Raw genomic sequence first — 22,906 nt, forward strand, 5'->3', positions numbered from 1 at the left:
CTGTACTAACTGTCATTTTGTTTTAAAAAAAAACTAGGGGGTTAAAGCCCTAGTGAATATCTGGACACTCTCTATTATAAATTCTTCCAGTGATACGGTTGGAAAGTTAGCACTGGACTCCAGATCGTTCATAAATGCACCAAAATTCATCATCATGAATGACAACGCCTGAACTTCCGGGTTCGTCCGTATCAGTTTGCCTTTCTCGAACATAACCGTGAAATAATCTGTTAAGATTTCCATTAATTGTTGAGGCTGTTTCTGTGTTCTTTCTCGAAACCCTGGCATATTGCCTTCTTCCTTGATGCTGATCTGAATCATTTTCCGGTTGCGGTTCATAAGTTCATGGTACGTCCTGCTAATCATGAGCAAATCTGCATGTAAATCCCACATAAGCTTCTCGTTAAAAAGCTTTTTCATCTCTTCGATATAATGAAAACGGTCAAAAGCAGATTCGAGAAGATTTTGCTTGCTGCCGAAGTGGCGAAACAGCGTCTTTTCGCTTAAACCGGCTGCGGTGGCGATTTCCATAGTGGACACACCATTGTAGCCTTTCTCAGCTATTAGATCGATAGCTGCCAACAGCAGTTTATCATTGCTGCTCGGATTTTTACTTTTGTTCATTCTTTCACCATCTTTTTTTAATATTGACTGTCAGTGCTGACTGTTATTTTATATTATTCCATTTAATGTTAAATGTCAAAAAGAATTTCACTTTTTACATAAAAAAAGTCGTCATCAAATTCTAGATCTGTTGTATAGCATTATTCATGTGAGGTTGACATACATGTCCTAACAGAAGTTCCTTATCACAAAATCCCTGGGCGACAAGGGGTTTCAATTTGCAACAATTTATTGTTTATGCAAGATTTTATAAATCGTTGATAAAATCAACGTTTACGTGCGCTTAAGCTCTCCTGATAGTTGCTTGAAAAATGGGGTTTTATGCAAACTCTTATTCAATTAAATGGCCCTTTAATTGAATAACTTGACTAGCAATTAAAAACATCTTTATTATCATTCAACAAAAATCGTTCGAAAAAGTATATTTTTTCTAACGGAGCATCGTTTTGAATCATATCTCTATCAAAGTCACCAAACCCAAATATGTTGTTCATTTTTAATTGAAATCGTATACAATAATAGTAATAACATACAAGGAGGCCATTTTCATGAAAAACATGACGAATCAAACAGCTTCAACATATAAGGGTGAAACACTTTCTTAAAGTAATCTGTGTACTCTCCCCTTATATGTGTACTTAAATAACACAAAAAGGGGTAAATCATGCGTTTTCCAGTAAAAAAATTTTTATCCTATTATAAACCGTATTTAACGGTGTTTTTTTCAGTATTGGCGTGCGCCTTTATCGTATCAGCTGTGACTTTGACGTTTCCTTTACTAGTCAGGTATATCACAAAGGATGTTCTGGAAGGAGATTTGTCCATCGCGCTAAGTAAAGTGTATTGGATTGGCGGGCTGATGCTAGTGTTAGTCGCAGTTCAGAATATCGGGAACTATTTTGTGGACTACAAAGGTCATGAAATAGGTGCGCGTATGGAAAGAGATTTGCGAAGCGAGCTGTTCACGCACATGCAGAAGCTTTCTTTTAGCTTTTACGATAAGGAAAAGACAGGTCAGCTCATGTCGCGAATAACAAACGACCTGCTGCTGCTTTCCGAGCTGTACCATCATGGTCCAGAGGACTACGTCAAATACCTTGTCCGTTTTATTGGGGCGTTTGTTATATTGTTCTTTATAAATGCACCATTAACGATTGCTGTCTTCTGTTTTCTGCCATTCTTAGGTGTCTTTGCCCTATACTTTAATAAAATGCTGAACAGGGCATTACGAAGCAATAAAGAAAGAATTGGGGACGTAAACGCACAGGTAGAGGATAGTTTATCTGGAATTCGCACAGTAAAGTCATTTGCCAATGAGCAAATAGAGATCGAGAAGTTCAACCGGGAAAATAATCGTTTCCTTCATAGCCGGAAAAGAACGTACCATGCTGAAGCACTCTTATACAATAGTTTTGAAACGATTATACAGCTGATTACGATCACAGTGATTATCTTTGGCAGTGCCAGTATTGTCAACAACACATTAGATTTAGCGGATTTGATCACTTTTTTACTGTATATCAGCTATATGATCGAGCCAATTCAGCGATTGACTCATATGAGCACGCAGCTTCAGGAAGGAATCACTGGATTTCAGCGTTTTATGGAAATCATGAATCTGAGGCCGGCAATTGAAAATAAACCGAATCCTGTGACTTTGTCAGAAGTATCTGGTGAAATTGAGTTCAATCAAGTTTCATTCAGGTACGAAGAACATTTGAACAATGTCATACAAAACCTGTCGCTTCGAATCCTTCCTGGAGAGTATGTTGCGCTAGTTGGTCCGTCTGGCGCTGGAAAAACTACCTTATGCTCACTCATCCCCCGCTTTTATGATGTGACAGATGGAGGCGTTTTCCTTGACGGAGTCAATGTCCGCGATATTGATCTGGAATCATTAAGAAATAATATCGGTATTGTACAACAGGATGTTTACCTATTTGCGGGAACAGTAATGGAAAATATCCGATACGGAGATCCGGCAGCCAGTGATAACGAAATTATTGAGGCGGCAAAGCTTGCCAATGCACATGACTTTATCATGAACTTGCCAAAAGGCTACAGTTCAGAAATCGGACAACGAGGAGTCAAACTGTCTGGGGGCCAAAAGCAGCGGCTTTGTATTGCTCGTGTATTTTTAAAGAATCCGCCAATTCTCATTTTGGATGAGGCAACGAGCGCACTAGATAACGAGAGTGAGAGCATCATCAAGGAATCACTGGAATTATTAGCAAAAGGCCGTACAACTATTGTCATTGCCCATCGCCTTTCAACTATCCGTAATGCGAAGCGGATTATTGTCATAACAGAAGACGGTATTGCTGAACAGGGGAATCACAATTCGTTGCTTGCATGTGATGGGTCGTATGCAAGACTTTATTCTAAGCAGTTTGAGTTACTATGATAAGCTATCTAACCAAAAACAGCTGCACTTCTTAACCAAGGAGAGCAGCTGTTTTTCCTTTTATTTAATTGATCATGCCCGGCTATCAGCTTTGCCGGTATTACAAATGGTATTCCATTCTGGATATTTTTTTTCCGTACTAAATAAATGCTCCCATAGTGCTCCATGAAAAAAAGATATAATGCTTCCTGCAAACTGGCACCCGGTTCATAAAGCTCAATATATATATCAATCTTGTATAAATGTTATCAGATGTTCAGCCAAGGTATAAGGTCTTCGTGTTTATAAGCATTCTCCGTTTCTAAAATAAGCTGAGTAAGGAGAATATCAAGGGAATCTGTTAATGAGGTTAGCGTCTGTTGAACAAATCCTTTCTCAAATTGATCTAATGGCTCTGGTAACTCATTCTCGTCTAATATAAAGAAGTCTCCATTAGGAAGAACAATTATATCAATAATCAGATCCTCAAAGGATACCATCTTATCAGTTATATATGTATTTTTTACAATATTAAAATAGGAACCCAGGTAATCCCCCTTATGATCTCTCCAAATGTATAAATTATATGGACGATCGCTCCAGTAATACGCTATTGTATAACTGCCTCTGGGAATGGTTAATTTAGTTTGGTTTGCTGTCATCGAAAAGGATTCAAGTATTTTATGGAATAGCACGGCATTTTGATTTTTTGCTTTTAGAAGCATACAGGTATGTTCTACAATTTCTGAGTCGTACTTTATTTTTCTTTCTATTATTTTCACCAAGCGTTTGGACATCGCTTTCTTTACTCCTTTCAAATTAGTTTTCTACTCCAGAACAAATCTTAATTAAAATTATATCATTAGGAATTTGGCCTTCCATTGTTTAGCCGTTTAGGCAAATCATTGATTTTGATTTCAGATAAAGCCTGCTCATTTCAAATAAACTAGTTTTAGACAACCACTTCTCTGTGTAAATGATCGAATACAAAAAAGACGCATTCATATAAGAGAATGCGCTGATTGTGGATTAGATTCACATGAAGCAGGTTTAAACTACTAAACAAACCTCCGATTGTTTAATAGAAAGGCAGAAGCCCTTGTTGCCAGCAGTCATTCAATAAAATACATCTTTCCATTCACTTCAAGAGACACCGATGATTGTTTCATCTCTTCCTTTAAATATTCAGCATATGCGACTACTTGATTAATCTTTTTCTTGTCCAAATCTTCTGCAAAGCTATACACAATCGTAACCTTCTCCTTAATCAGCTGATCATTATCAGAAAACCAGGATCCAGTTCCCTCAATGGCTGTTGCTCCTCCAAACATTTTTGTGAATTTCTCTAATGACCTGTTAACAAATGGAGTATTATCAATTGGCTGATCACCGTTATAGGTGGAAGGCACATAGATTTTCACCACGTCATCGAGATGGAATTGCCCCTTCAATGCAGAAGGGTGTTTTACATTAGATGATTCCTGGTGCCCTGCAGCGTACACAGCATTGCCTAAAAAGCCGATTAACAGAATCAAAGGGATGATCCAAATGAAGATTTTTTTCTTTTCCAACATTGCCACTCCTTTTTATTTAATAGTTTTGTAAGCAAAACAATTGTGAATTTCTATCTATGATTATAATTACAGAGAATGAATTTTTCATGGTAATTATTTACTGAATTTCAGTTTAATCTTTTGTTTTCATTCAGAAAGAGAATGTTGAACTTTATTAAAAAATGGACCTTCTTAATAAGAAGGTCCGAACTTTGAATGTGAATTATTTTTTAATCTCTTGCTGTATTCATTCCAAAAATCTCATATATTTCTTCGTCATAATCATCAAAAATTCTATTATCTTCGGAGTTATCAAAGAATTTTTTTGCTTGCATGGCAAATGAAACTACTTGTTTTATATATTCAGTTCACCATGTTTATAAATCCGCTTAAAATTCACTTAATTCCTTCTAAACCATTAATATCTCCCGTATGTCCTCTTCAGTAAGAGAGGAAGACCCTTTTTCCTCAGAATCGATGATTTCTTCAATCAGATGTTTCTTTTTCTCTTGAAGTTCATTCATTTTTTCTTCGATTGTGCCTTTGGCAACAAGCTTGATTACCTGTAGACGATTTGTTTGACCAATTCGATGGGCTCGGTCAGCTGCTTGTTCCTCGACTGCAGGATTCCACCAGATATCATATAAAATAACAGTATCAGCACCTGTCAGATTGAGGCCTGTCCCCCCCGCTTTCAATGAAATGAGAAATAAATCATGTTCTCCTGCATTAAACCGGCGGCAAATTTCCACTCGTTCTTCAGAAGGAGTTTGTCCATCGAGATAGAAAAAAGAATGCCCCTGAATCGTTAATTCTCTGCCTATAAGCTCAAGCATTTTCGTAAACTGGGAGAAAATCAGCACTCTTCTGCCTTCAAGCTTTGATTCTTCTACAATCTGCATCAGCTGTTCAAATTTCGCAGATTTCCCTTTATATCCATCCACAAACAAGGCGGGGTGACAGCAAATCTGACGTAACCTCGTTAAACCAGCGAGGATTTTGATACGGTTCTTACGGAATGTATCCTTGTCAAGATGCTTTAATGTATCATGTCGCAGCTTGGCCAGATAGGCAGCATACAGCTTCTTCTGATCAGGAAGCAATTCTGCAGATTCCATTGACTCAATTTTTTCAGGCAGCTCTGGCAGGACATCCTCTTTCAGTCTTCGAAGTAAAAATGGCCTGATTCTTCGGGCTATCGTTTTTCTGGATAGGTTACTGTATTCCTTTAATCCCATAAATAGTTCGGGAAAAACAACGTGAAAAATGGACCATAACTCCTGTAGTGAATTCTCCACCGGTGTACCTGTGAGGGCGAACCGATGAGCTGCCTGGATCTTCTTCACAGATCGTGCTGTTTGTGTCATAGGATTTTTAAAGACCTGAGCTTCATCAAAAAACACAGTATGAAAGCCATGTTTTTCAAACCACTTTATGTCTCTGCGCAACAATGGATATGAGATAATGACTACATCCATATCCATTACATCCTTCTGTATCTTGAATCTTTCGGTTTTAGTGCCATCAACGACAATGGCCTGTACTTCCGGTGCAAATTTGCTGATTTCACTAAGCCAGTTATACGTCAATGATGAAGGTGAAACAATCAGGACCGGGAGCTTTTTTTTACGGATGACAGAAAGCTCTGATAGAATAAACGCAATGCTCTGCAGCGTTTTACCCAATCCCATATCATCTGCAAGAATTCCACCAAATCTATAGCTGGCAAGTGTTTTCAACCATTTAAAACCAAGTTTTTGATAGTCTCGCAATATCAGTTCTAAACTCTTTGGCACCTCGAATTCCAGACTGTCCGGATTGCGGATGTTTTCCAAAAACTGACGGAACGATTCCTCTAACTTTAATAAAGAACGATCATTAATAGAATCAAGATGCTGAATCCCCCGAACAATTGGTACATTCATGCCGCTCTCCAGTTCTTCAATTTGGCCCGGAAGTTCACGAAGAAAACGATTCATTTCTTCAAATTCCCTCGTCTCCAATGAAAGCAGCGAACCGTTCTGCAAACGAAAATACTTCCGTTTTTCCTCTAAAGCTAGTAGAACCTCACGTATTTGTTTTTCAGGAATGTTATCCATTTCAAATTTATATTCCAGCCAATTGGTCCGTTCTTTATTAATCTTTATCCTAACGTGCGGACGAGAATTACCTTTAAAAAGCCGATTTCTCACTGCGGTAGTTGCATATATCTGTACAAGCTTATGAAGTTTGGGAACGATATGGTACAAAAATTCATACTCCAGCTCTTCATTTTGCAAAAAATATCCTCCGTCCGTCTTTGCAAACATGCTATCTTCCATCAGCTTCAGGATGGCATCTTCCTTTTCCACGTCCCTAATAAGTTTGGAGCCTGCGTGGAGATCCTTATTTTCCAATGGATTAATGATTATATTTTCATAATGAAACTCAAGTCCTGCGAGCAAGCGATTTTTCACGCGATCCAAGTAGAGCTTGGTCACTAACGGTGTCTTTACAAACTGTTTGGATATAGCTTCGGATAACTGGACTTCCCCCAGTCTTTTCAAGCCTGGAACCACTTTTTCCATAAAAAAATCGATTTGCTCCTGAGTAATCGGAATTTGATTCGCTGCTGCAGCATCCAGCATCTGTTTTAGATCTGAAAGACGATTACAATCTTCCATTTTCATCTGTTTTAGTTTTCCTTCAAATAGGACAGACCTATATGAATTCATTATCACCATTCGATTAAGCCCTCTGATTTTAAGTAGATAGCCTTTACCCTCGCCTGCATCAAATTGGAATTGTAAAGGCAATGGTTCATTTGATAAGCGAAGACCCTCATAATTATTAGAGTCATACATCACCTTGACCAATGCTGCTTTCTCAAGTATAGGAAAAAGCCTGTCCCAAGAGGATGGAGGAATAATGAGTATATGTTTACCCCATACATCGCCTGATTTCTCGGATATCTCGTCAATATACGCTTTTTCATCATGAATTACTTGTATAAGCTGTTGAATCACTGCATCCGTTTCATTTTGAAAGCAATGAAGACTTGGGTCGTAAATGAAAGAATTAGAAAGCAAGCTTGACAGACCTTTTTTCACATGCTCAAGAAAACCTCGTATATTTCGTACATTCGTCTGGCCAATCTTAACCTCAATTCCGAACAAGTATCGTCCCTTCCCAATGTTTACGGGTTTACAAATAAACTCTGCATCAAGTACTTGTCTTTTTTCAAAGTGCAGCTGCTGGCCCGCTGACCGTTTAGGCTGATCATTGAAAAGTGTCAGCAATTCTTCTGTCAGCGCTTGACTTGTTGAAGAATCAGAGTTTTCACCCCCAGGACCAATGGGAATTGTTCCGTGTCGCTGGTGTTCGTAAATCGATAGTAAAACGGCTGCTATATGCTGGCAATCCATTTTATAGGAAGCTAGCGCAGGGCAGCTGCATTTCGTGCGCAAGCCTCCGCTCTCATCCTTTTCAATAAACACATGAAAATCTTCCTTGCCTGTAACCGTGGCTTTACAGCCATCAGGACAATAATTTTCAAATGTCACGTTATTACTTCGATAAAAAGAGTCTCCTTTCTTGAAGGAGACTGTACCGCATATTTCTTTAATAATTTTTTCATTTAATTTTATATTCAATTGCTTTGCTCCCTCTTTAGGATACTTCTCAAAAATGGAGATCTAGTATGAGCTCTTTCAGTCTTTCCTCTGATAAAATATTTACCACAATTGTATCATTAGGATGAAATAATATCCTGGGCACCCGATTGTTTAGGATCCATGAAGCTATAGAAGGCTGCCGCATATTAAAAGAAACACCATTAAAAAAACGCTCCTTACTATAATTGTAAAGGAACGCAATTATGAATATCAAAATATGATGTCTTCAATTGAAAAATTATTTAAGTAAAGAAGTCATTTCCTTTTCTGCAGAAATGATTAAAAACATAGGTCTCCGGATTTCATCTTTCATATCAGGTACACTCTTTACCATTTCATCTGAAGGAACAGGTTCTTTGATTACTCTTATACTAAAACCAGCGCCAATTAAGTCATTAATATATGTGGAAATCGTACGATGATATTTTACAACGTTCTCAGTTAAGAATGTTGTTTCTCGCAATCCTTCTGATTGATAGTTGTCAACTGGCCAATGGATACGGATCCCCTGTTCATCTATAAACCAATCCTGTTCTTCTCGAGCAGTGAAGATTGGGTGTTCAACAGAAAAAACAAACGTACCGCCAGGTGCTAGACACTCATAGACTTTTTTGCATATTGTGTCAAATGACTTAATATAGTGAAAGGCTAATGAACTGATAACCACATCGAATTGCGAGTCTGAAAAATGAATCTCTTCTATTGGCATTTTGATATATGAAATGAAAGGATCATCTGTTTTTTCACGAGCCTTTTGAAGCATTTTTTCAGAAATATCGATCCCTGTAACTGACCTTGCCTGCTGCTCACGTGCATATCGGCAATGCCAGCCAAAACCGCATCCCAGATCAAGAACATTTTTATTAGACAACTCTGGTAATAATGCTTTTAATACATGCCATTCTCCAGCAGCTTTAAGCCCATCTATTGACCGGGGCATTTGTTCATATGCTGAAAAGAAATTTGCATCATCATACTTATTTTGTTTCATCAGATATCCATCTCCTGTATATTGAATTAGCCTCCTAAAATGTTTCACTTCTAATTCAGGAGGCTGCCTATATTCTTCTAACCATTACTATCACCCCATGAGATTATAATCTTTATGCTATTAAAAACATTATTCTTGTTTACCTAAATTGAACTGTAATTTCCCTTATTTTACCAGACCTATTCATACTATCATTAAAGCCTAGTTTTTTACCAACAGTTCCACCTATCTCGTGCAGCAGAAGTGAGTCCTTATCATTTAATATACATGTAAATAAAGGTAAAAGTCCTCAAAATCAAAAAGTTTTCTGGATATCTAATTTAAATGAATTAAGGCGCCCTCTTTTGGATAAGCACCCATAGTAAGGAAAATCAGACTGAGAAAGTTCAAACTTTCGAATAAATCAATGAATCAGGGAAACCTGACAACTTCAGATGCAAGAGCTTTTTGCAGGCCACTTGAATTGTCATCGTGATTTGGACATCCGTATTTTTTAATGAGAGATTCCTGCTTTTATTACACTGATGTGATGTGTTAACAATACTTCTTTCCTAATTTATAAGGACTTTTTTCCTCCGTATTAAAAAGAAGTCCATTTGGATCTCTATTTATTACAATCGTTAAATTCAATGAAATTCAATAAAATCCATAATTTACCATAGAATTGAAACAATTTTACAAATGAAGTCATAATGCTCAACTTATGTAAATTTATGGATGAATTCTAGACTTATTTACATATTTATCCTTTAGTTGAAAGTTAAGGATAAAATACCCTTAAAATTACCTTTCACAGGGTGTAATGTGGTGAAGTGTTTTAAAAATGTTTTGAATAATTGTAAAGAGGTGACTTTTTATGAATGTCTTTCGCAGAGTATTTACCTGTATTTCAATGACCCTTGCAGCTTTTTTTGTTCTTTTTGGCTCTCTGGATTTCACAGATAAGGTTTATGCAGAAACTCACGTCTATGATGGAAAAAGTCCTTATTACAATAGTTGTGCGGCTAGTGCAGTTACAAAGAAAAGTGTAAAAATTTATGCAAATGGGGCAACTGCCGATTTAGAGCTGAAATTCAGCACAAAATGTAAAACCGCATGGGCGAAAATCACTTAGCAGACCTGCCAAAGCTGATGGTGAAGCAACTGCATTAGTCGTGAGAAACACTGATAACAAACAATATAGCTGTTCCTCTTCCGGAGGAAATGGGGAAATAAATAAGGGGCAAACGTCTTGTTATACACCTATGGTTTACGATTTAGATCCAAGAAAAGCAAAGGCAGTTGGATTCTGGCCGTATACAGCTGGAGAAACAGACTGGTATTAATTTATCAGCAAAACCTTCATCAGCTTTTATTTACGAAAGGATGAAAAGATTGAAGAAAAAGATAGGTTTATCAATCATAATGACTTTGTCGATGGTCTTTGTATCATTTGGATTTGGGGCTGGCCAAACAAGTGCTGAAAATCATTCTTATGATGGAAAAAGCCCCTATTATAACAGTTGCGCAAGTTCTGCTGTGACAAAAGATAAAGTGTGGATTGATTCCGTTTCTTATGTGGAATTAAAATATAGCACCACTTGTAAAACTGCCTGGGCGAAAGTTACGGTTACTAGTCCGGCAGTATACACTCATGAAGCAGACGCAAGAATTATTCGAAGCACAGACGGCAAAGCTTATACGTGTAATAGCTCAGGAGGCAATGGGGTCGTAATAAAGGTCAAACCTCTTGTTATACGCCAATGGTTTATGACTTAGACCCGCGAAAAGCTCAAGCTCAGGGAATTCACGCCATTCCTAATAGTGATGCCTATAAAAAAGCAGTAACAATTTGGTATTAGGTAAATAAAGCTTATTTACCACAAACATGAAAAACCTCCGTTCACTTACAGAACGAAGGTTTTTGTTTAAAAACAAAAAGAAAATAACATTTCAATAGCAGGCATTTACCCCTAAATCATCCATTTTTCTTTGCTGAATGAAAAAGCGTGCGAAACTGAAAGTGCAGCATCGCACGCCTTGGACCAAAAATCAACTTTAAACAAAGCGAATGATCGTTTAGTTACTCAAATCATCTCTCCTGAGTATCTGCTGGGACACGCTTGCTTATTCCCAAAGCGTAATAACTAATTATCACGATGCCAAGGAAAACAATCCCTACTATAAGCGATATACGCGTTTCATCATTAAACCACATACCGATTAATACCATCATCAAGAAGGCAATTGTCAAATAGTTTGTAACAGGAGCAAAAGGCATTTTAAATGGATGTTTGGCCATTTCAGCCCCTTTTTCTCTTCTGAATCGAATTTGACTAATAAGTATGACAAACCATGGAATCATACCCGGCAGCACACTTGCACTGTATACGTACACAAATATCTTTGGCGGAGCAATATAGTTTAAAACAACACCAATGGCTAAACCGATAAGTACTGCAATCGTTCCATATAATGGCACACCATTACGTGAGATTTTCGTAAATAATTTTGGCGCTTGACCATTCACTCCCAATGTATAGAGCATGCGCCCGGCACTGAATATACCACTATTACAGCCAGACATTGCTGCTGTAATTACAACAAAGTTAATAATACCAGCTGCTGCTGTAATCCCAATTTTCGCAAAAGTTGAGACAAACGGGCTTCCAAGAGTATCAAGCTGATCCCAAGGAAAAACAGTGACAATAACAAAAATAGCACCAATATAGAAGATTAAAATACGCCAAATAATACTTTGAATCGCGTTTGTGATCGTTTTTTGCGGATTTTTCGCTTCTCCAGCTGTAATCCCGATGAGTTCGACCCCTTGATAAGCTGCAATAACCAGTGATAATGCAAAGAAAAATCCTGACCAGCCGCCTGTAAAGAAACCGCCATGTGCCCAAAGGTTAGATAAACCGATTGCGTCTCCTCCGTTGCCAAATCCGAAGAAAATAAGACCAATCCCTGCAATAATCATCAAGATTATTGTAACGATTTTAATCATCGCAAACCAAAATTCAAATTCACCGAATGACTTTACGGAAATTAAGTTGGCTGCACCAAGAATGACCATAGCGATGATACCTGGTATCCAAGCAGGCAGATCCGGGAACCAGTACTTCATGTATGCCCCAACCGCTATAATTTCTGATATTCCTACGACAACCCACTGGAACCAGTTACTCCAAGCAGTCATATAACCTGCTAATGGATGTATGTACTTATGGCCGAAAGTCGCAAAGGAACCTGTACTTGGCTCTAAATACAGCATTTCTCCCATTGCACGCATAATAAAAAATATAAATATTCCGCAGATTGCATAAGCAAGCAGGACTGACGGACCCGTCCATTGGATAGTGCTAGCTGACCCCATAAATAAACCAACACCAATAGTACCGCCAAGAGCAATCATCTGAATGTGACGAGATTCCAAGCCTCTCTTCAGTTCTTTGTTTGCCATTCCATTTCCTCCCCTAACACTATTAATAACGCAAAACTTAAGCAAGATACGATCAATCTCTCACTATTCGGGACCGAAATGAAGAAGCAGGGCTTTCTTTTTTTCAATCTATTTTAGGAAGATTACCTCAAAATTCATTCTTTACTTCCCTTTAATCTCCATTCCTTATAGTTTGAAAGATTCATTATCTTAATAACGGTTTTTAATCGCCATTTATTTATTTTATAATAATAAATTTACTTAAAAAATACAAATGTTTTTTTCAGGTAAACACTTTACTATTAATAATCAAAATCCATTATTTACAAAACAGTAAATGTAATAATAAATATTTTAATACAATGAAAATTTAAAAAAATCCTTATAAGAATATACTTCTTATTGGACTCAGTTAAGCATTAGTTTTCTTTTTTATGAAATATACCTACGCTTTCATAGAATTTTCAAATAAACAATATCGCAATTTAAACCCCAATTCAATTTACAATAATCGGAATATCAATAGATCTATTTACACTTTTTCCACACTTTTTTTAATATAGATAAGATTTTGATAGAAAAGTATAGGTCTAAAACCCTCTAAAATTACCCCAATTGTTATTCATTTCATCTCACTATAAAATTCTATTAAATTAAGTGCCTCTTAAAAACCATCTGATCTTCAGCCAGAATTACTTACTTCCATTCAGAATTGCTGATTAATTGGCCTAGGAGGTGTTTCTGCTCTATTAGCTGGTACTAAATTTCCTTTTTTTATGAACGATCTAGAAATTAATTCCCTGCTCCAGAGACATGACACATTCTAATTATCCGATTTTAGCTATTAGGAGGAAGTATTTTGAAAAAAATGAATATGAAAACGTTTTTAGCTGCCTCTCTTTCCACAGTTTTACTTGCTTCACCCCTTTATGATGTAAAAGCATCTGATAAAACGAATCTTGAAAAGTCATTGGAGAGTTCTGTGATTGTAAACAGTAAAAGCGGTCATGATGTACAAACCATTACCTTAATCACTGGGGATGTCGTTGAAATACGGACGATCGAAGGCGGCAAGAGTGTCATCAATGTAGAACCTGCTGATCGCAATGGAGCTGGCGCACAAGTTCTGAATATAGGTGAAGACACCTATGTAATCCCGAGTTCAGCCATGCCATATCTTGCGGCTGACAAATTAGACAAGGATTTGTTTAATGTTACTAAGTTGATTAAAAATGGATATGATGACAAGAAGCTTGCTTCATTACCGATTATCGTAGAATATGCAGACTCAAAATCCAGATCTATTCACCAAAAGAAACCAGCCCTTAAAGGAACTCAAATCGAACGAGTATTAGAAAGCATCAATGGTGCTGCTCTTTCGACTTCTAAAAAAGAAGCGGATACGTTTTGGGATGAGATTATCCCCCAAAATGCAACAGTACAAAAAGCAAAAACAGATTCTTTACAATTTGAGCATGGAATCGAAAAGATTTGGCTCGATGGCCGTGTAGAAGCAACGTTAGAAAATAGTGTTCCCCAGATAGGTGCACCGACCGCATGGGAATCAGGTTTTACAGGTAAAGGGATTAAGGTGGCGGTACTTGATTCAGGCATCGACCGGAATCACCCTGACGTTGCAGGACAGTTAGACGAGGCAGTAAGTTTTGTACCCGGAGAAACCGTAGATGATGGGAATGGTCACGGGACACATGTCGCTTCGACTGTATTAGGAACCGGAGCAGCTTCAGATGGAAAAAACAAAGGAGTTGCGCCTGAAGCCCGTCTAGTTGTAGGTAAAGTGTTAAGTGATCAAGGAAGCGGCTTAGATTCTTGGATTATTGACGGGATGGAATGGGCTTCTGAACGTGCAAAAGTAGTGAATATGAGTCTAGGAACCTCAGAGCCTTCTGATGGAACGGATCCAATGTCTCAAGCAGTAAACAGACTCAGCAAGGAAAATGGCACACTATTTGTTATTGCTGCAGGTAATAGCGGAGCAGAAGGCAGTATCGGTTCACCTGGTGCAGCTGATTCCGCGCTGACAATCGGAGCGGTTGATAAAACAGACAATCTTGCTTATTTTTCTTCAAAAGGACCTCGATTTGGAGATATGGGTCTAAAACCTGACTTGTCTGCACCAGGTGTCGGTATTATCGCAGCACGTTCCAATTTTGCACCGGGAAGCGGTTTTTATTCGAGTAAGGATGGTACTTCTATGGCAACTCCACATGTGGCTGGTGCAGCTGCAATCCTTTTACAGAAGAATCCTGACTGGAACGGTTCTCAACTAAAAGAAACATTAATGAGCACCTCCAAGAAACTAAATTACTCTGCTTTTCATGCTGGAACCGGCCGACTGGATGTACCAGCAGCATTAAGCGAAGTAAGTGCAACAGGTTCACTGTCGTTCGGATTTTTCAAATGGCCTCATGATCAAGTAGAGCCTGTTCAAAAAACAGTCACCTATACAAACGATGGCGATCAAGCTGTGACATTACATCTCCAAGCTGATTTTAAAAATACAACTGGTCAAGATGCACCCGCTGGAATGTTAAGTGTATCTGAGAGCCAAATCACTGTTCCCGCAAACAGTAAGAAAGAAGTAACTGTAACCTTGAATGCTGATCTAGGTGAATTAGGCTCTCGCTATCAAGGGCATCTAACTGCAAAAGATCATTCAGGCAAACAAATTGCACATACAGCAATGGGCATGGTGAAAGAAGAGGAAAAATACTCTCTTACATTTAAAGCCACTGACCGTAAAGGTGCCCCTGCCCTTACGTATGTCGGTCTAGTCAACAAAGATATGGATGTCGAATTCGTTGCTGTTAACGGAACAACAGAATTACGTTTACGCCCTGGAACATATTCTGCTATGTCCATGATGGAAGTGGATACTGATACAGACCAGCATGGCATAGCTTTGGTGGGTACTCCTGAAATCAACTTAGACGGTCCTAAAACGGTAGAACTCGATGCGCGAAAAGCGAAAGAAATAACAACCGAAGTGCCGAAGAAAACAGAACCAAGCTACCAGCGTATGGAGTATTACCGATCAATTGAGGACAAATCTATCAATCATATCTATTTAATGCCTGTTTGGATTGATAAAATGTACGCTGTTCCAACAAAAGAAGTAGCGACCGGAGAGTTTGAATATTTGACTAGATGGCGATTAACGAAACCAGTTCTTGAAATTAATTTTAAAGGAAAAGTACTGGATGATATTCCGCTTGCGGGGAGTACGCCTCTTGATGGAAAATATAACTTATCAGCGGTCTATGCAGGAAAAGGAAGTTCTTCTGATTATGAGCGCTTGAAAGCAAAAGGAAAAGCGGTTCTCGTGGATCGCAGCAGTGAGGTTTCAACATCTGAACAAGCCATCGCAGCAAATGCAGCAGGTGCTAAGCTTCTTATTATCGCAAACTATGAAAATAAGGAATTTAGTGAGTATGCAGGAAATTCAGATTATACGGACTTGCCTCTGGCTGTTGCCTCAATAAGTAAAAGAGAAGGTGACAAGCTCATTACTGCTTCTCGCTCAGGTAATCTTAAACTTCAAGTAGAAGGTGAAGTAAATACACCTTACGTTTATGATTTAATGGATGTACATGAGGGCAGCATTCCTAAAGATTTAACGTATGCCCCTTCAAACAATGAGCTAGTCAAAATTGATACTCGTTATAAATCAGACCGTGAAGCTCCTGGCGGAGAGTTCCGCTATGACCTGCGCCCGCATACAAGAGGAGCGGTAGGATTTTTATACAAATTAGCGTTGCCTTCTGTTCGAGCTGAATGGGTATCAGCAACGGAAGATACAAGATGGTATCACCAGGCAAATGTCATCGACAGTCCCTGGGAAATTCGTCAGCCTGCGGTTACTTATAAAAAGGGTCAAAGGCTTCAGGAAAACTGGTTCTCACCAGTATCACGTCCGCGGTTGGGTGAAGGATATTGGACTCCGTTCCGACAAGGGAACTCTTTCCAATTTAATATTCCGGCTTGGGCGGACTCAGGAAAAGGACATACTGGCGGAGCCACTTATGATGTTTCCGTTAAAAATCAAACTCTCAAGCTATTTCAAGGAGATGCGCTTGTAAAAGAAGGTAAAGGGCAAGCTCTAAATATTTTCAGCGGAGTTTCTGAAGATCGTAAACAATACCGTCTGGTGAGTGATGCTGTTCGTGATGCCGAGCGCTGGTCCACGTCCGTGAGCACACATACAGAATGGACGTTCTGGTCACAAGAACAGGATGAAATGCGCAACAGCCTCCCGTTTTATTCTCTTGATTATAACGTAGAGACAGATATGAATGGGAACGCATTGGCTGCTCCCTCCACCACGCTTGATTTATCAGTGTCTAAACTGGAAGGTGCAGAAGGCTATGGCAACATTGCAGGTGCCGCTTTAGAAGTTTCGTTTAATGAAGGAAAGTCATGGAAATCAGTAAAACTTGAACAGAAAGCAAATGCTCAGTGGACAGCCAAAATCAACAATCCAAAATCTGGTAAATATGTTTCCTTAAGAGCAGCAGCTTGGGATGATCAAGGCAATAAAATTTCTCAGGAAGTCATTAAGGCATACGGTTTAAGATAACATACTGAATAAGTCAGAGTTCTGCAGCATATCCACATTAGATGGGTATGCTTATTTTTATCCAGTATCTACGCTGAAACAGCAAATAAAGAGCAAAATCACTAAAGATCTGCTCTTGCTATTTTATCCCCCAATTAGATATGTTCCAACTGTTATCCTGCTTTCAATAAAGGATCCAAAAAGCATTAGAGAAATTATCATTTTCACTCCAGGGCTTTCTCTTTAAGAAAGCCCTATCGCCCTCTTCCGGAGCCTTTTATGTAACGTAAAATCTTCTTAATTGCGTTCATACGAATTCTCCTCACATTCGTTTTTTGACATTTTATATACAAGAAAATCCTTTTATTTCCTCCTAAACCATATCATATAACTCAAGAAAAATGGGTAATATCTGTTATTTTTCTAAATCCAAATAAAAAATGCAATCCCTGTCCCTGGATTGCATTTTTATATTCATGAACAGAGTCCGATTAGTTATTTATAGGCAGGTAATTACTATTTGGCCCTTTATATCTTTTAGGCATCTTAAAACCATGCTGAGACATGACTTCACGGAGACGGTCTGGATAATCAGTTATGATGCCGTCCGCTCCATCCTCTACTAGTTTGTGCATTGTTGGAGAATCATTTACTGTCCATGGAATCACTTTTATTCCGGCTTCGTGAGCATCTGCCACCATTTGTTTTGTTACGTATGGTTCGTAGTTTTCATCGGTGATTTTGCCGTTCTGTGGAAATCCGTGTACTGGCGAGATTGCATCTGCTCCAAATGATTTGGCTGCTGCAACTAAGTCTCCGTCAAAAGTGTCGATATCGATTCCACCCAGCCATGGAGATGCTCCCGGCTGGCCTGGCTGCAAAAATTGCGGACCGTTTGTCAGCGCTATGATAGGGAGACTTGGCTCAACTTCACGCATTCGCATAAGTGACCCCCAGTCAAAGCTTTGAATGGAGACTCTGTCAAGCATTCCTGCCTCACGGACTTCTCGGGCAACAATTTGAACAAATTCTTCACGCGGGGCGGTTTCATGAGGAGCACCCGCTTCTACCTTTGTTTCGATATTCATTCGGACCTTTTTTGCGTTGTAGCGTTTGACCAGATCGAAAACTTCAGTCAGCAGCGGCATCTTAGCTCCTGGACTAGTCTCCTGTCCTGGATACTGCGGCTTTGTTTTTGAACCGCAGTCAAGAGTGCGGATTTGCTCAAGCGTTAGATTTTTTATGTATTTTCCAACATACGGGTACTCGGGATCACCTGAAAATGCCGGAGCTGTATCCTGACAGTTTCCTCCTGAAATCTTGCGGTCATGTGTCACAACAGCTTGATGATCCTCAGTGATCTGCACATCTAGCTCAAGGGTATTTACTCCGAGTTCAAGAGCTTTAGAGAATGATGCAATAGTAGATTCAACTGTCAGCCCTATTCCGCCGCGGTGTGCCTGGAGATCAAATTCAGTTGATCCATAGCCTGTCCTCTCAGCCGCTGAAACGGTCTGTCCATCTCCAGTTGAAACCATAGTACTCACTATCAGTGCTGCAATTGCTGCATTTAAAAACTTTTTTCTTTTCATCTGACATCTCCTTTATACTCTTAAAAGTATTATCCGAATAAAGTATAAAGTGATTTTGTTAATTCTAGTGCATACAAATAATAAGAAAATATAAAGAAAAATAAGAAGAATGACATAGTTATAGATACCTAGTTACTCCGCCGATACATTGATCAAACCTTTTTTGTTAATGAACAAATCCTCTTAAAATCAAACGAACCCTCTGTTCACTCGAGAATGTTTTTAGTGTTTTCTTCTCAACATAACGATGATTTATCGGCATGAAAATCTCCATCTTATCTTTTATATCTTTCGATGGATGACTGACGATTCTTTCACCTTTTGCTAATCCTTGCAGCACCTCAGTGCGGTTATTTACCTCTAGCCCAAGATTTATTTCTCTTTTTTCCAGTCTTCCATTTTTAACAACGTAAACATAGGTTTTTCCTGCCTTTTTTTGAATAACGGAATCAGGTATGACAACAACTCCATTTCGCTCATCAAGAACGATATCAAGACTGATGTGATAGCCGTGATGCCAGGTTTCATCAGCTTCGATCATTTCAGCCCGAAATGGATAAAAGCTTTCTTTTTCTTCGACGGATGGCACTCCGATTGGATCCATTTTCAATTCTTTTACCGTACCCTCTTTTTTCTGATCAGGCAAAACGTTTGCGGATGCGATTACTTTTTGTCCCTCTTTCACTTTGGCCGCTTGTTTTTCTGAAAGCTTTCCTTCAATGAGAAAAGGCTGATTTGAATTAATTGAGACTACGGCTTCATTCTCACTTTGTGGATATGGATTGATTTCAGTAACTGTTCCATCCATTTTGCTGGTAATCGTATATTTCGCTTTCTCCCCATGCAACTGGGTGATTTTCTGATTCACCCCGTCCACCTGCAAATTGAGATCTTCAATTTGATCCTGTTTGTCGCCAATTTGATTGCTTATCACTTCTTCACTGTTTTCATTATCTCTATTATCACTATTATTACTATTATTACTATCAATACTATTATTTTCAGTATCAAAGAGATCAGGTGAGGAGTCAGCCTGTGCCTCACTCAGCTGCTGCTCTAGAGAAGACAAATCAGATTCAGCTGAACTCATCCTGGCATTCAATCTGCTGAACTGCTGTTCCAGTCCCTCAATTTCAGCATCTATATGTCCAGTTTGATATTCAATGAGAATGTCCCCTGCCAAAATCACATCTCCCTCAGACACCTTTACTTCATTAATCGTTCCTAACGATTTATCATATTTAATGGAATAATTCGAAGAAGGAATCACGACTCCTTTAGTAGAAAGCAGTTTCTTTAAGTCCCCATTTTCAATATTGGAATACGAGTTTAATGCTTTAGACCTCTCTATGTGATCTGTGCTCAGAATGATGCTTATATTTATTATGATGAATGCTAGACTGATAGTGATGATAATCCCGATCAACGTTTGCTTTTTCATATATCCCCCTACAGCGAAATCCCCAGGTTTTGTGTTAATAAAACGAATGAAGCAGTAACCAAAATAAAAATGAAATAAGCAAATAGCACGATGCTTATGATTGATTTCATGGTTTTATCCGACATCTTCTGCAAAGCTATCATTTGGATCCAGGCACTCCATACCAGAAAGATTGTGACATGACTTAGTGCATTCACAAGAAATGGCTGGTTTGAAATTAACTGGATAAGGACGCCTAAACCGAATGGAGAGGATTCCGAATTAATTCCTAAATAATAGAAGAGCGGGAAGTTCAGCACTTTTTCTATGAATAACAGAAATGCCGGAAACAATCCGATTGTAAAAAGCCTGACCCACCCTATTTCATAAAAAAACACTCTATATACTAATGTAAAGAATAGAAGAGTGAATATAGGAGAAAGTAATCCCGATAAAAGTCCGCCAATCCCAAATAGAAGCTTAGCGAATTCCAGCTTCTCCTTTTCAATCGTATCCATCAATTTCATAATTTCTTCCGTATGTATGCCTAAATAAGCGCTGCCTGCAGCAAGGAGCAGACTTAATCCAATGAGTGCAGCAATTCTTAACCAGAGACCCTTCACTTTTTCTGATTGATGAAGCTTTTCAAAATGTGTAATTGGATCTAGTAAGCCTTCGAGTATACGAACTTGGTGCATGGTAGTCCTCCTGTCAAAAATAAAAACGGTTACTAGAAATTTATAGCATATTTTCACACTTAATAACAGTTACTTCCGGAATATAACATGAGAAAAATTGAAATGAATCTTAACTGAATATATTAAAAAATGAAACTATATATAAACGTTACTTTTAATGGAGAAGGAATCGGTTGGATATATACCATTGGCTCGACAATAGGATATATAATATTAATCAGCTAAATAAAACCTGCAAATTTAATCAATAATATCTATATTTAGATTTTAGACTTCTCCCATTACTAATTATACTAAAAAAATGCGACTCTTCTTCTTTTGAAGGATCGCATTTTTTTATTAAAAGATCTGACGTCCTATTTGCCCTAAAGCATACAGAATTCCGTGCTGCAGAGTTTGAAAACAATCAAATTTAGAGAAATCAATTTCCGATTGAGTGATTTGCATACTTAGTTCAGGAGAAATTCCCACAAGAACTGTTTTCGTGCCTGTAAGATTTGCTGCCGATCCAATTCTTGAAATAAAACTTGTTGTCTGCTCGCTAAGATCGTTATCTAAACCTGTCAAATCAAGGACAAGGTAAATTGCTTGATGTGATGGAAGATTCGATAACGTTTTTTCACAAAGTTCTTCAGATCTTTCCTCATCATATTTTCCAATTAAAGGAACAACCACAATTCCTTCAAGTACGGGAATGATTGGAGAAGAAAGTTGTTTAACAAGTGCTTTCAATTCTCTTGTTTTATCTTCAACTAAAGCTTCTAACTGTATAATTTGTTCGGTTTCCTTTTTTCTGGCTAATTGGTGAATGTTATTTGTTATAGTAATGTCTGATGGAAAGTATTCAATCACACTTTGTGTGTGTCCTTCGAGTTGATGCTGAACGACTTTGTACCATATATTTACACCAAAAAGTCCAGTAAAAATCCCTGCATAATGTGCAGGAAGAAAATTGCCTCCCTTGGTCTTTCTTTGCGCTATATTAATCTTATGTTCCCAGCTGTCTTTCAGCTCAACTGTCAGTTTTTTTAAGTCTAAATGAATATGATTTATTTCAGCGCGGCCCCAGCCAGCTGAAGCATATGTATTTGTAATTAACTCTGTCGCTTCTATAATACTGACATTTTTCAATTTCGCAAAGTACTCTCCAACCACTAGCCCCTGTCTGAATCCTGTAGTCTCAAAAACTAAATTAGATGCTTCCTCACCAGAAATTTCTTCAATAGTATCAAAGAACGTTTTCATTGCACTTGAAATCCAGAAAAGAACGGCATCTTGTTCCTCAAATAAAAATTGACCTTTTTCCAAGTCCCATTTAAAATCAAGACCGCCTATATTAATAGAAGAGTTCATTATTTTCTCCTTTTCGAATAAGTACCATGTATTTATATGTAAACTATATATATAATAGCATACTACTGTTGAACAGGAGCAGAGTGTCGGTTACTTCTTTAAATAGTGAATGATCATAATCTTAGTCCAATATTTCTAAATTTAATAAAAGTAATAATCGCAGAAGACACCTGAGTATAATGAGACCTCTCTAATAGTTCAGCAATAATCATTTTCTTTTGAGTATATAAGGAATTACATTGCTCAATTCCAGCTGTCCACCTGAAAGATGAAGATATTGTGCGGCCATCTCAGCATCCATCCATGTGATTTCTTCAATTTCTGCCGGCAATAAGATTTCTTGTTTTCCACCGATTATTCGGCCAATAAAAGTAAAGAAAATGACATGATGCCCTCTTTCTTCAAAAAATGCTTCGCTTACACTAATGATGCCATTAACGGAAACTTCTAACCCCGTTTCTTCTTTAACTTCTCGAATTGCAGCTTGCTCAAGGGTTTCACCATTCTCAACTGCGCCACCAGGTAATGTATAGTAGGAGGAAGGACGTTTTCCTTTATTTTTCACCATTAATATCTTGTTATTTTTATCATCGTATAAAAATACATAAGCTACATCTACTCTTTTCATTTGATGTCTCC

General features: G+C 38.2%; 13 protein-coding genes and 2 pseudogenes. 4 read left to right on the forward strand and 11 right to left on the reverse strand.

Annotation, left to right across the window (positions count from 1 at the left end; translation table 11 throughout):
• Positions 1 to 33 precede the first annotated feature (33 nt).
• Positions 34 to 624, reverse strand: coding sequence for a TetR/AcrR family transcriptional regulator (locus tag K8L98_RS15355; RefSeq protein ID WP_223435893.1), 591 nt, complete (start codon positions 622 to 624; stop codon positions 34 to 36).
• A gap of 664 nt (positions 625 to 1,288) precedes the next feature.
• On the opposite strand from K8L98_RS15355, the gene K8L98_RS15360 reads away from it, so the two are divergent.
• The gene (locus K8L98_RS15360) at positions 1,289 to 3,028 is read left to right on the forward strand and encodes an ABC transporter ATP-binding protein (protein ID WP_223435895.1); all 1,740 of its coding nucleotides are present in this window, start codon (positions 1,289 to 1,291) and stop codon (positions 3,026 to 3,028) included.
• A 248-nt stretch (positions 3,029 to 3,276) separates the two neighbouring features.
• Here the strand turns inward: K8L98_RS15360 and K8L98_RS15365 are convergent, their stop codons facing one another.
• From K8L98_RS15365 to K8L98_RS15380, 4 genes are all read right to left on the reverse strand, one after another.
• Positions 3,277 to 3,804, reverse strand: coding sequence for a ribonuclease FAU-1 family protein (locus K8L98_RS15365; protein ID WP_223435897.1), 528 nt, complete (start codon positions 3,802 to 3,804; stop codon positions 3,277 to 3,279).
• Positions 3,805 to 4,119: 315 nt separating this feature from the next.
• The gene (locus K8L98_RS15370) at positions 4,120 to 4,581 is read right to left on the reverse strand and encodes a DUF3574 domain-containing protein (RefSeq protein WP_420828794.1); all 462 of its coding nucleotides are present in this window, start codon (positions 4,579 to 4,581) and stop codon (positions 4,120 to 4,122) included.
• A gap of 389 nt (positions 4,582 to 4,970) precedes the next feature.
• Positions 4,971 to 8,192: a DEAD/DEAH box helicase gene (locus K8L98_RS15375; protein ID WP_223435901.1), complete on the reverse strand. Its 3,222-nt coding sequence runs from the start codon at positions 8,190 to 8,192 to the stop codon at positions 4,971 to 4,973.
• A 259-nt stretch (positions 8,193 to 8,451) separates the two neighbouring features.
• Entirely contained in the window at positions 8,452 to 9,204 is a 753-nt protein-coding gene (locus tag K8L98_RS15380; protein ID WP_223435903.1) for a class I SAM-dependent methyltransferase, read from the reverse strand.
• 856 nt (positions 9,205 to 10,060) lie between these two features.
• On the opposite strand from K8L98_RS15380, the pseudogene K8L98_RS15385 reads away from it, so the two are divergent.
• Together K8L98_RS15385 and K8L98_RS15390 are read left to right on the forward strand one after the other, a co-directional pair.
• Positions 10,061 to 10,529, forward strand: a pseudogene (locus tag K8L98_RS15385) (DUF2690 domain-containing protein).
• 79 nt (positions 10,530 to 10,608) lie between these two features.
• Positions 10,609 to 11,045 (forward strand): annotated as a pseudogene (locus K8L98_RS15390) (DUF2690 domain-containing protein).
• A 230-nt stretch (positions 11,046 to 11,275) separates the two neighbouring features.
• Here K8L98_RS15390 and K8L98_RS15395 read toward each other — a convergent pair.
• Complete coding sequence (locus K8L98_RS15395; protein ID WP_223435905.1) at positions 11,276 to 12,649, reverse strand: amino acid permease; 1,374 nt, start codon at positions 12,647 to 12,649, stop codon at positions 11,276 to 11,278.
• Between the two features lie 847 nt (positions 12,650 to 13,496).
• On the opposite strand from K8L98_RS15395, the gene K8L98_RS15400 reads away from it, so the two are divergent.
• Complete coding sequence (locus tag K8L98_RS15400; RefSeq protein WP_223443496.1) at positions 13,497 to 17,225, forward strand: S8 family peptidase; 3,729 nt, start codon at positions 13,497 to 13,499, stop codon at positions 17,223 to 17,225.
• A 470-nt stretch (positions 17,226 to 17,695) separates the two neighbouring features.
• Here the strand turns inward: K8L98_RS15400 and K8L98_RS15405 are convergent, their stop codons facing one another.
• The 5 genes from K8L98_RS15405 to K8L98_RS15425 form a co-directional block, all read right to left on the reverse strand.
• Positions 17,696 to 18,796, reverse strand: a complete 1,101-nt coding sequence (locus tag K8L98_RS15405; RefSeq protein ID WP_223435906.1) for a glycerophosphodiester phosphodiesterase — start codon at positions 18,794 to 18,796, stop codon at positions 17,696 to 17,698.
• A 166-nt stretch (positions 18,797 to 18,962) separates the two neighbouring features.
• Positions 18,963 to 20,237, reverse strand: coding sequence for an efflux RND transporter periplasmic adaptor subunit (locus K8L98_RS15410; RefSeq protein ID WP_223435908.1), 1,275 nt, complete (start codon positions 20,235 to 20,237; stop codon positions 18,963 to 18,965).
• 8 nt (positions 20,238 to 20,245) lie between these two features.
• Positions 20,246 to 20,914, reverse strand: a complete 669-nt coding sequence (locus K8L98_RS15415) for a hypothetical protein (RefSeq protein WP_223435909.1) — start codon at positions 20,912 to 20,914, stop codon at positions 20,246 to 20,248.
• Between the two features lie 339 nt (positions 20,915 to 21,253).
• Positions 21,254 to 22,267: an STAS domain-containing protein gene (locus K8L98_RS15420; protein ID WP_223435911.1), complete on the reverse strand. Its 1,014-nt coding sequence runs from the start codon at positions 22,265 to 22,267 to the stop codon at positions 21,254 to 21,256.
• Positions 22,268 to 22,475: 208 nt separating this feature from the next.
• Positions 22,476 to 22,895, reverse strand: a complete 420-nt coding sequence (locus K8L98_RS15425; RefSeq protein ID WP_223435913.1) for an NUDIX hydrolase — start codon at positions 22,893 to 22,895, stop codon at positions 22,476 to 22,478.
• Between the last annotated feature and the right edge of the window lie 11 nt (positions 22,896 to 22,906).

Source organism: Metabacillus dongyingensis, assembly GCF_019933155.2.
In the GTDB taxonomy this organism is placed as follows: domain Bacteria; phylum Bacillota; class Bacilli; order Bacillales; family Bacillaceae; genus Bacillus_P; species Bacillus_P dongyingensis.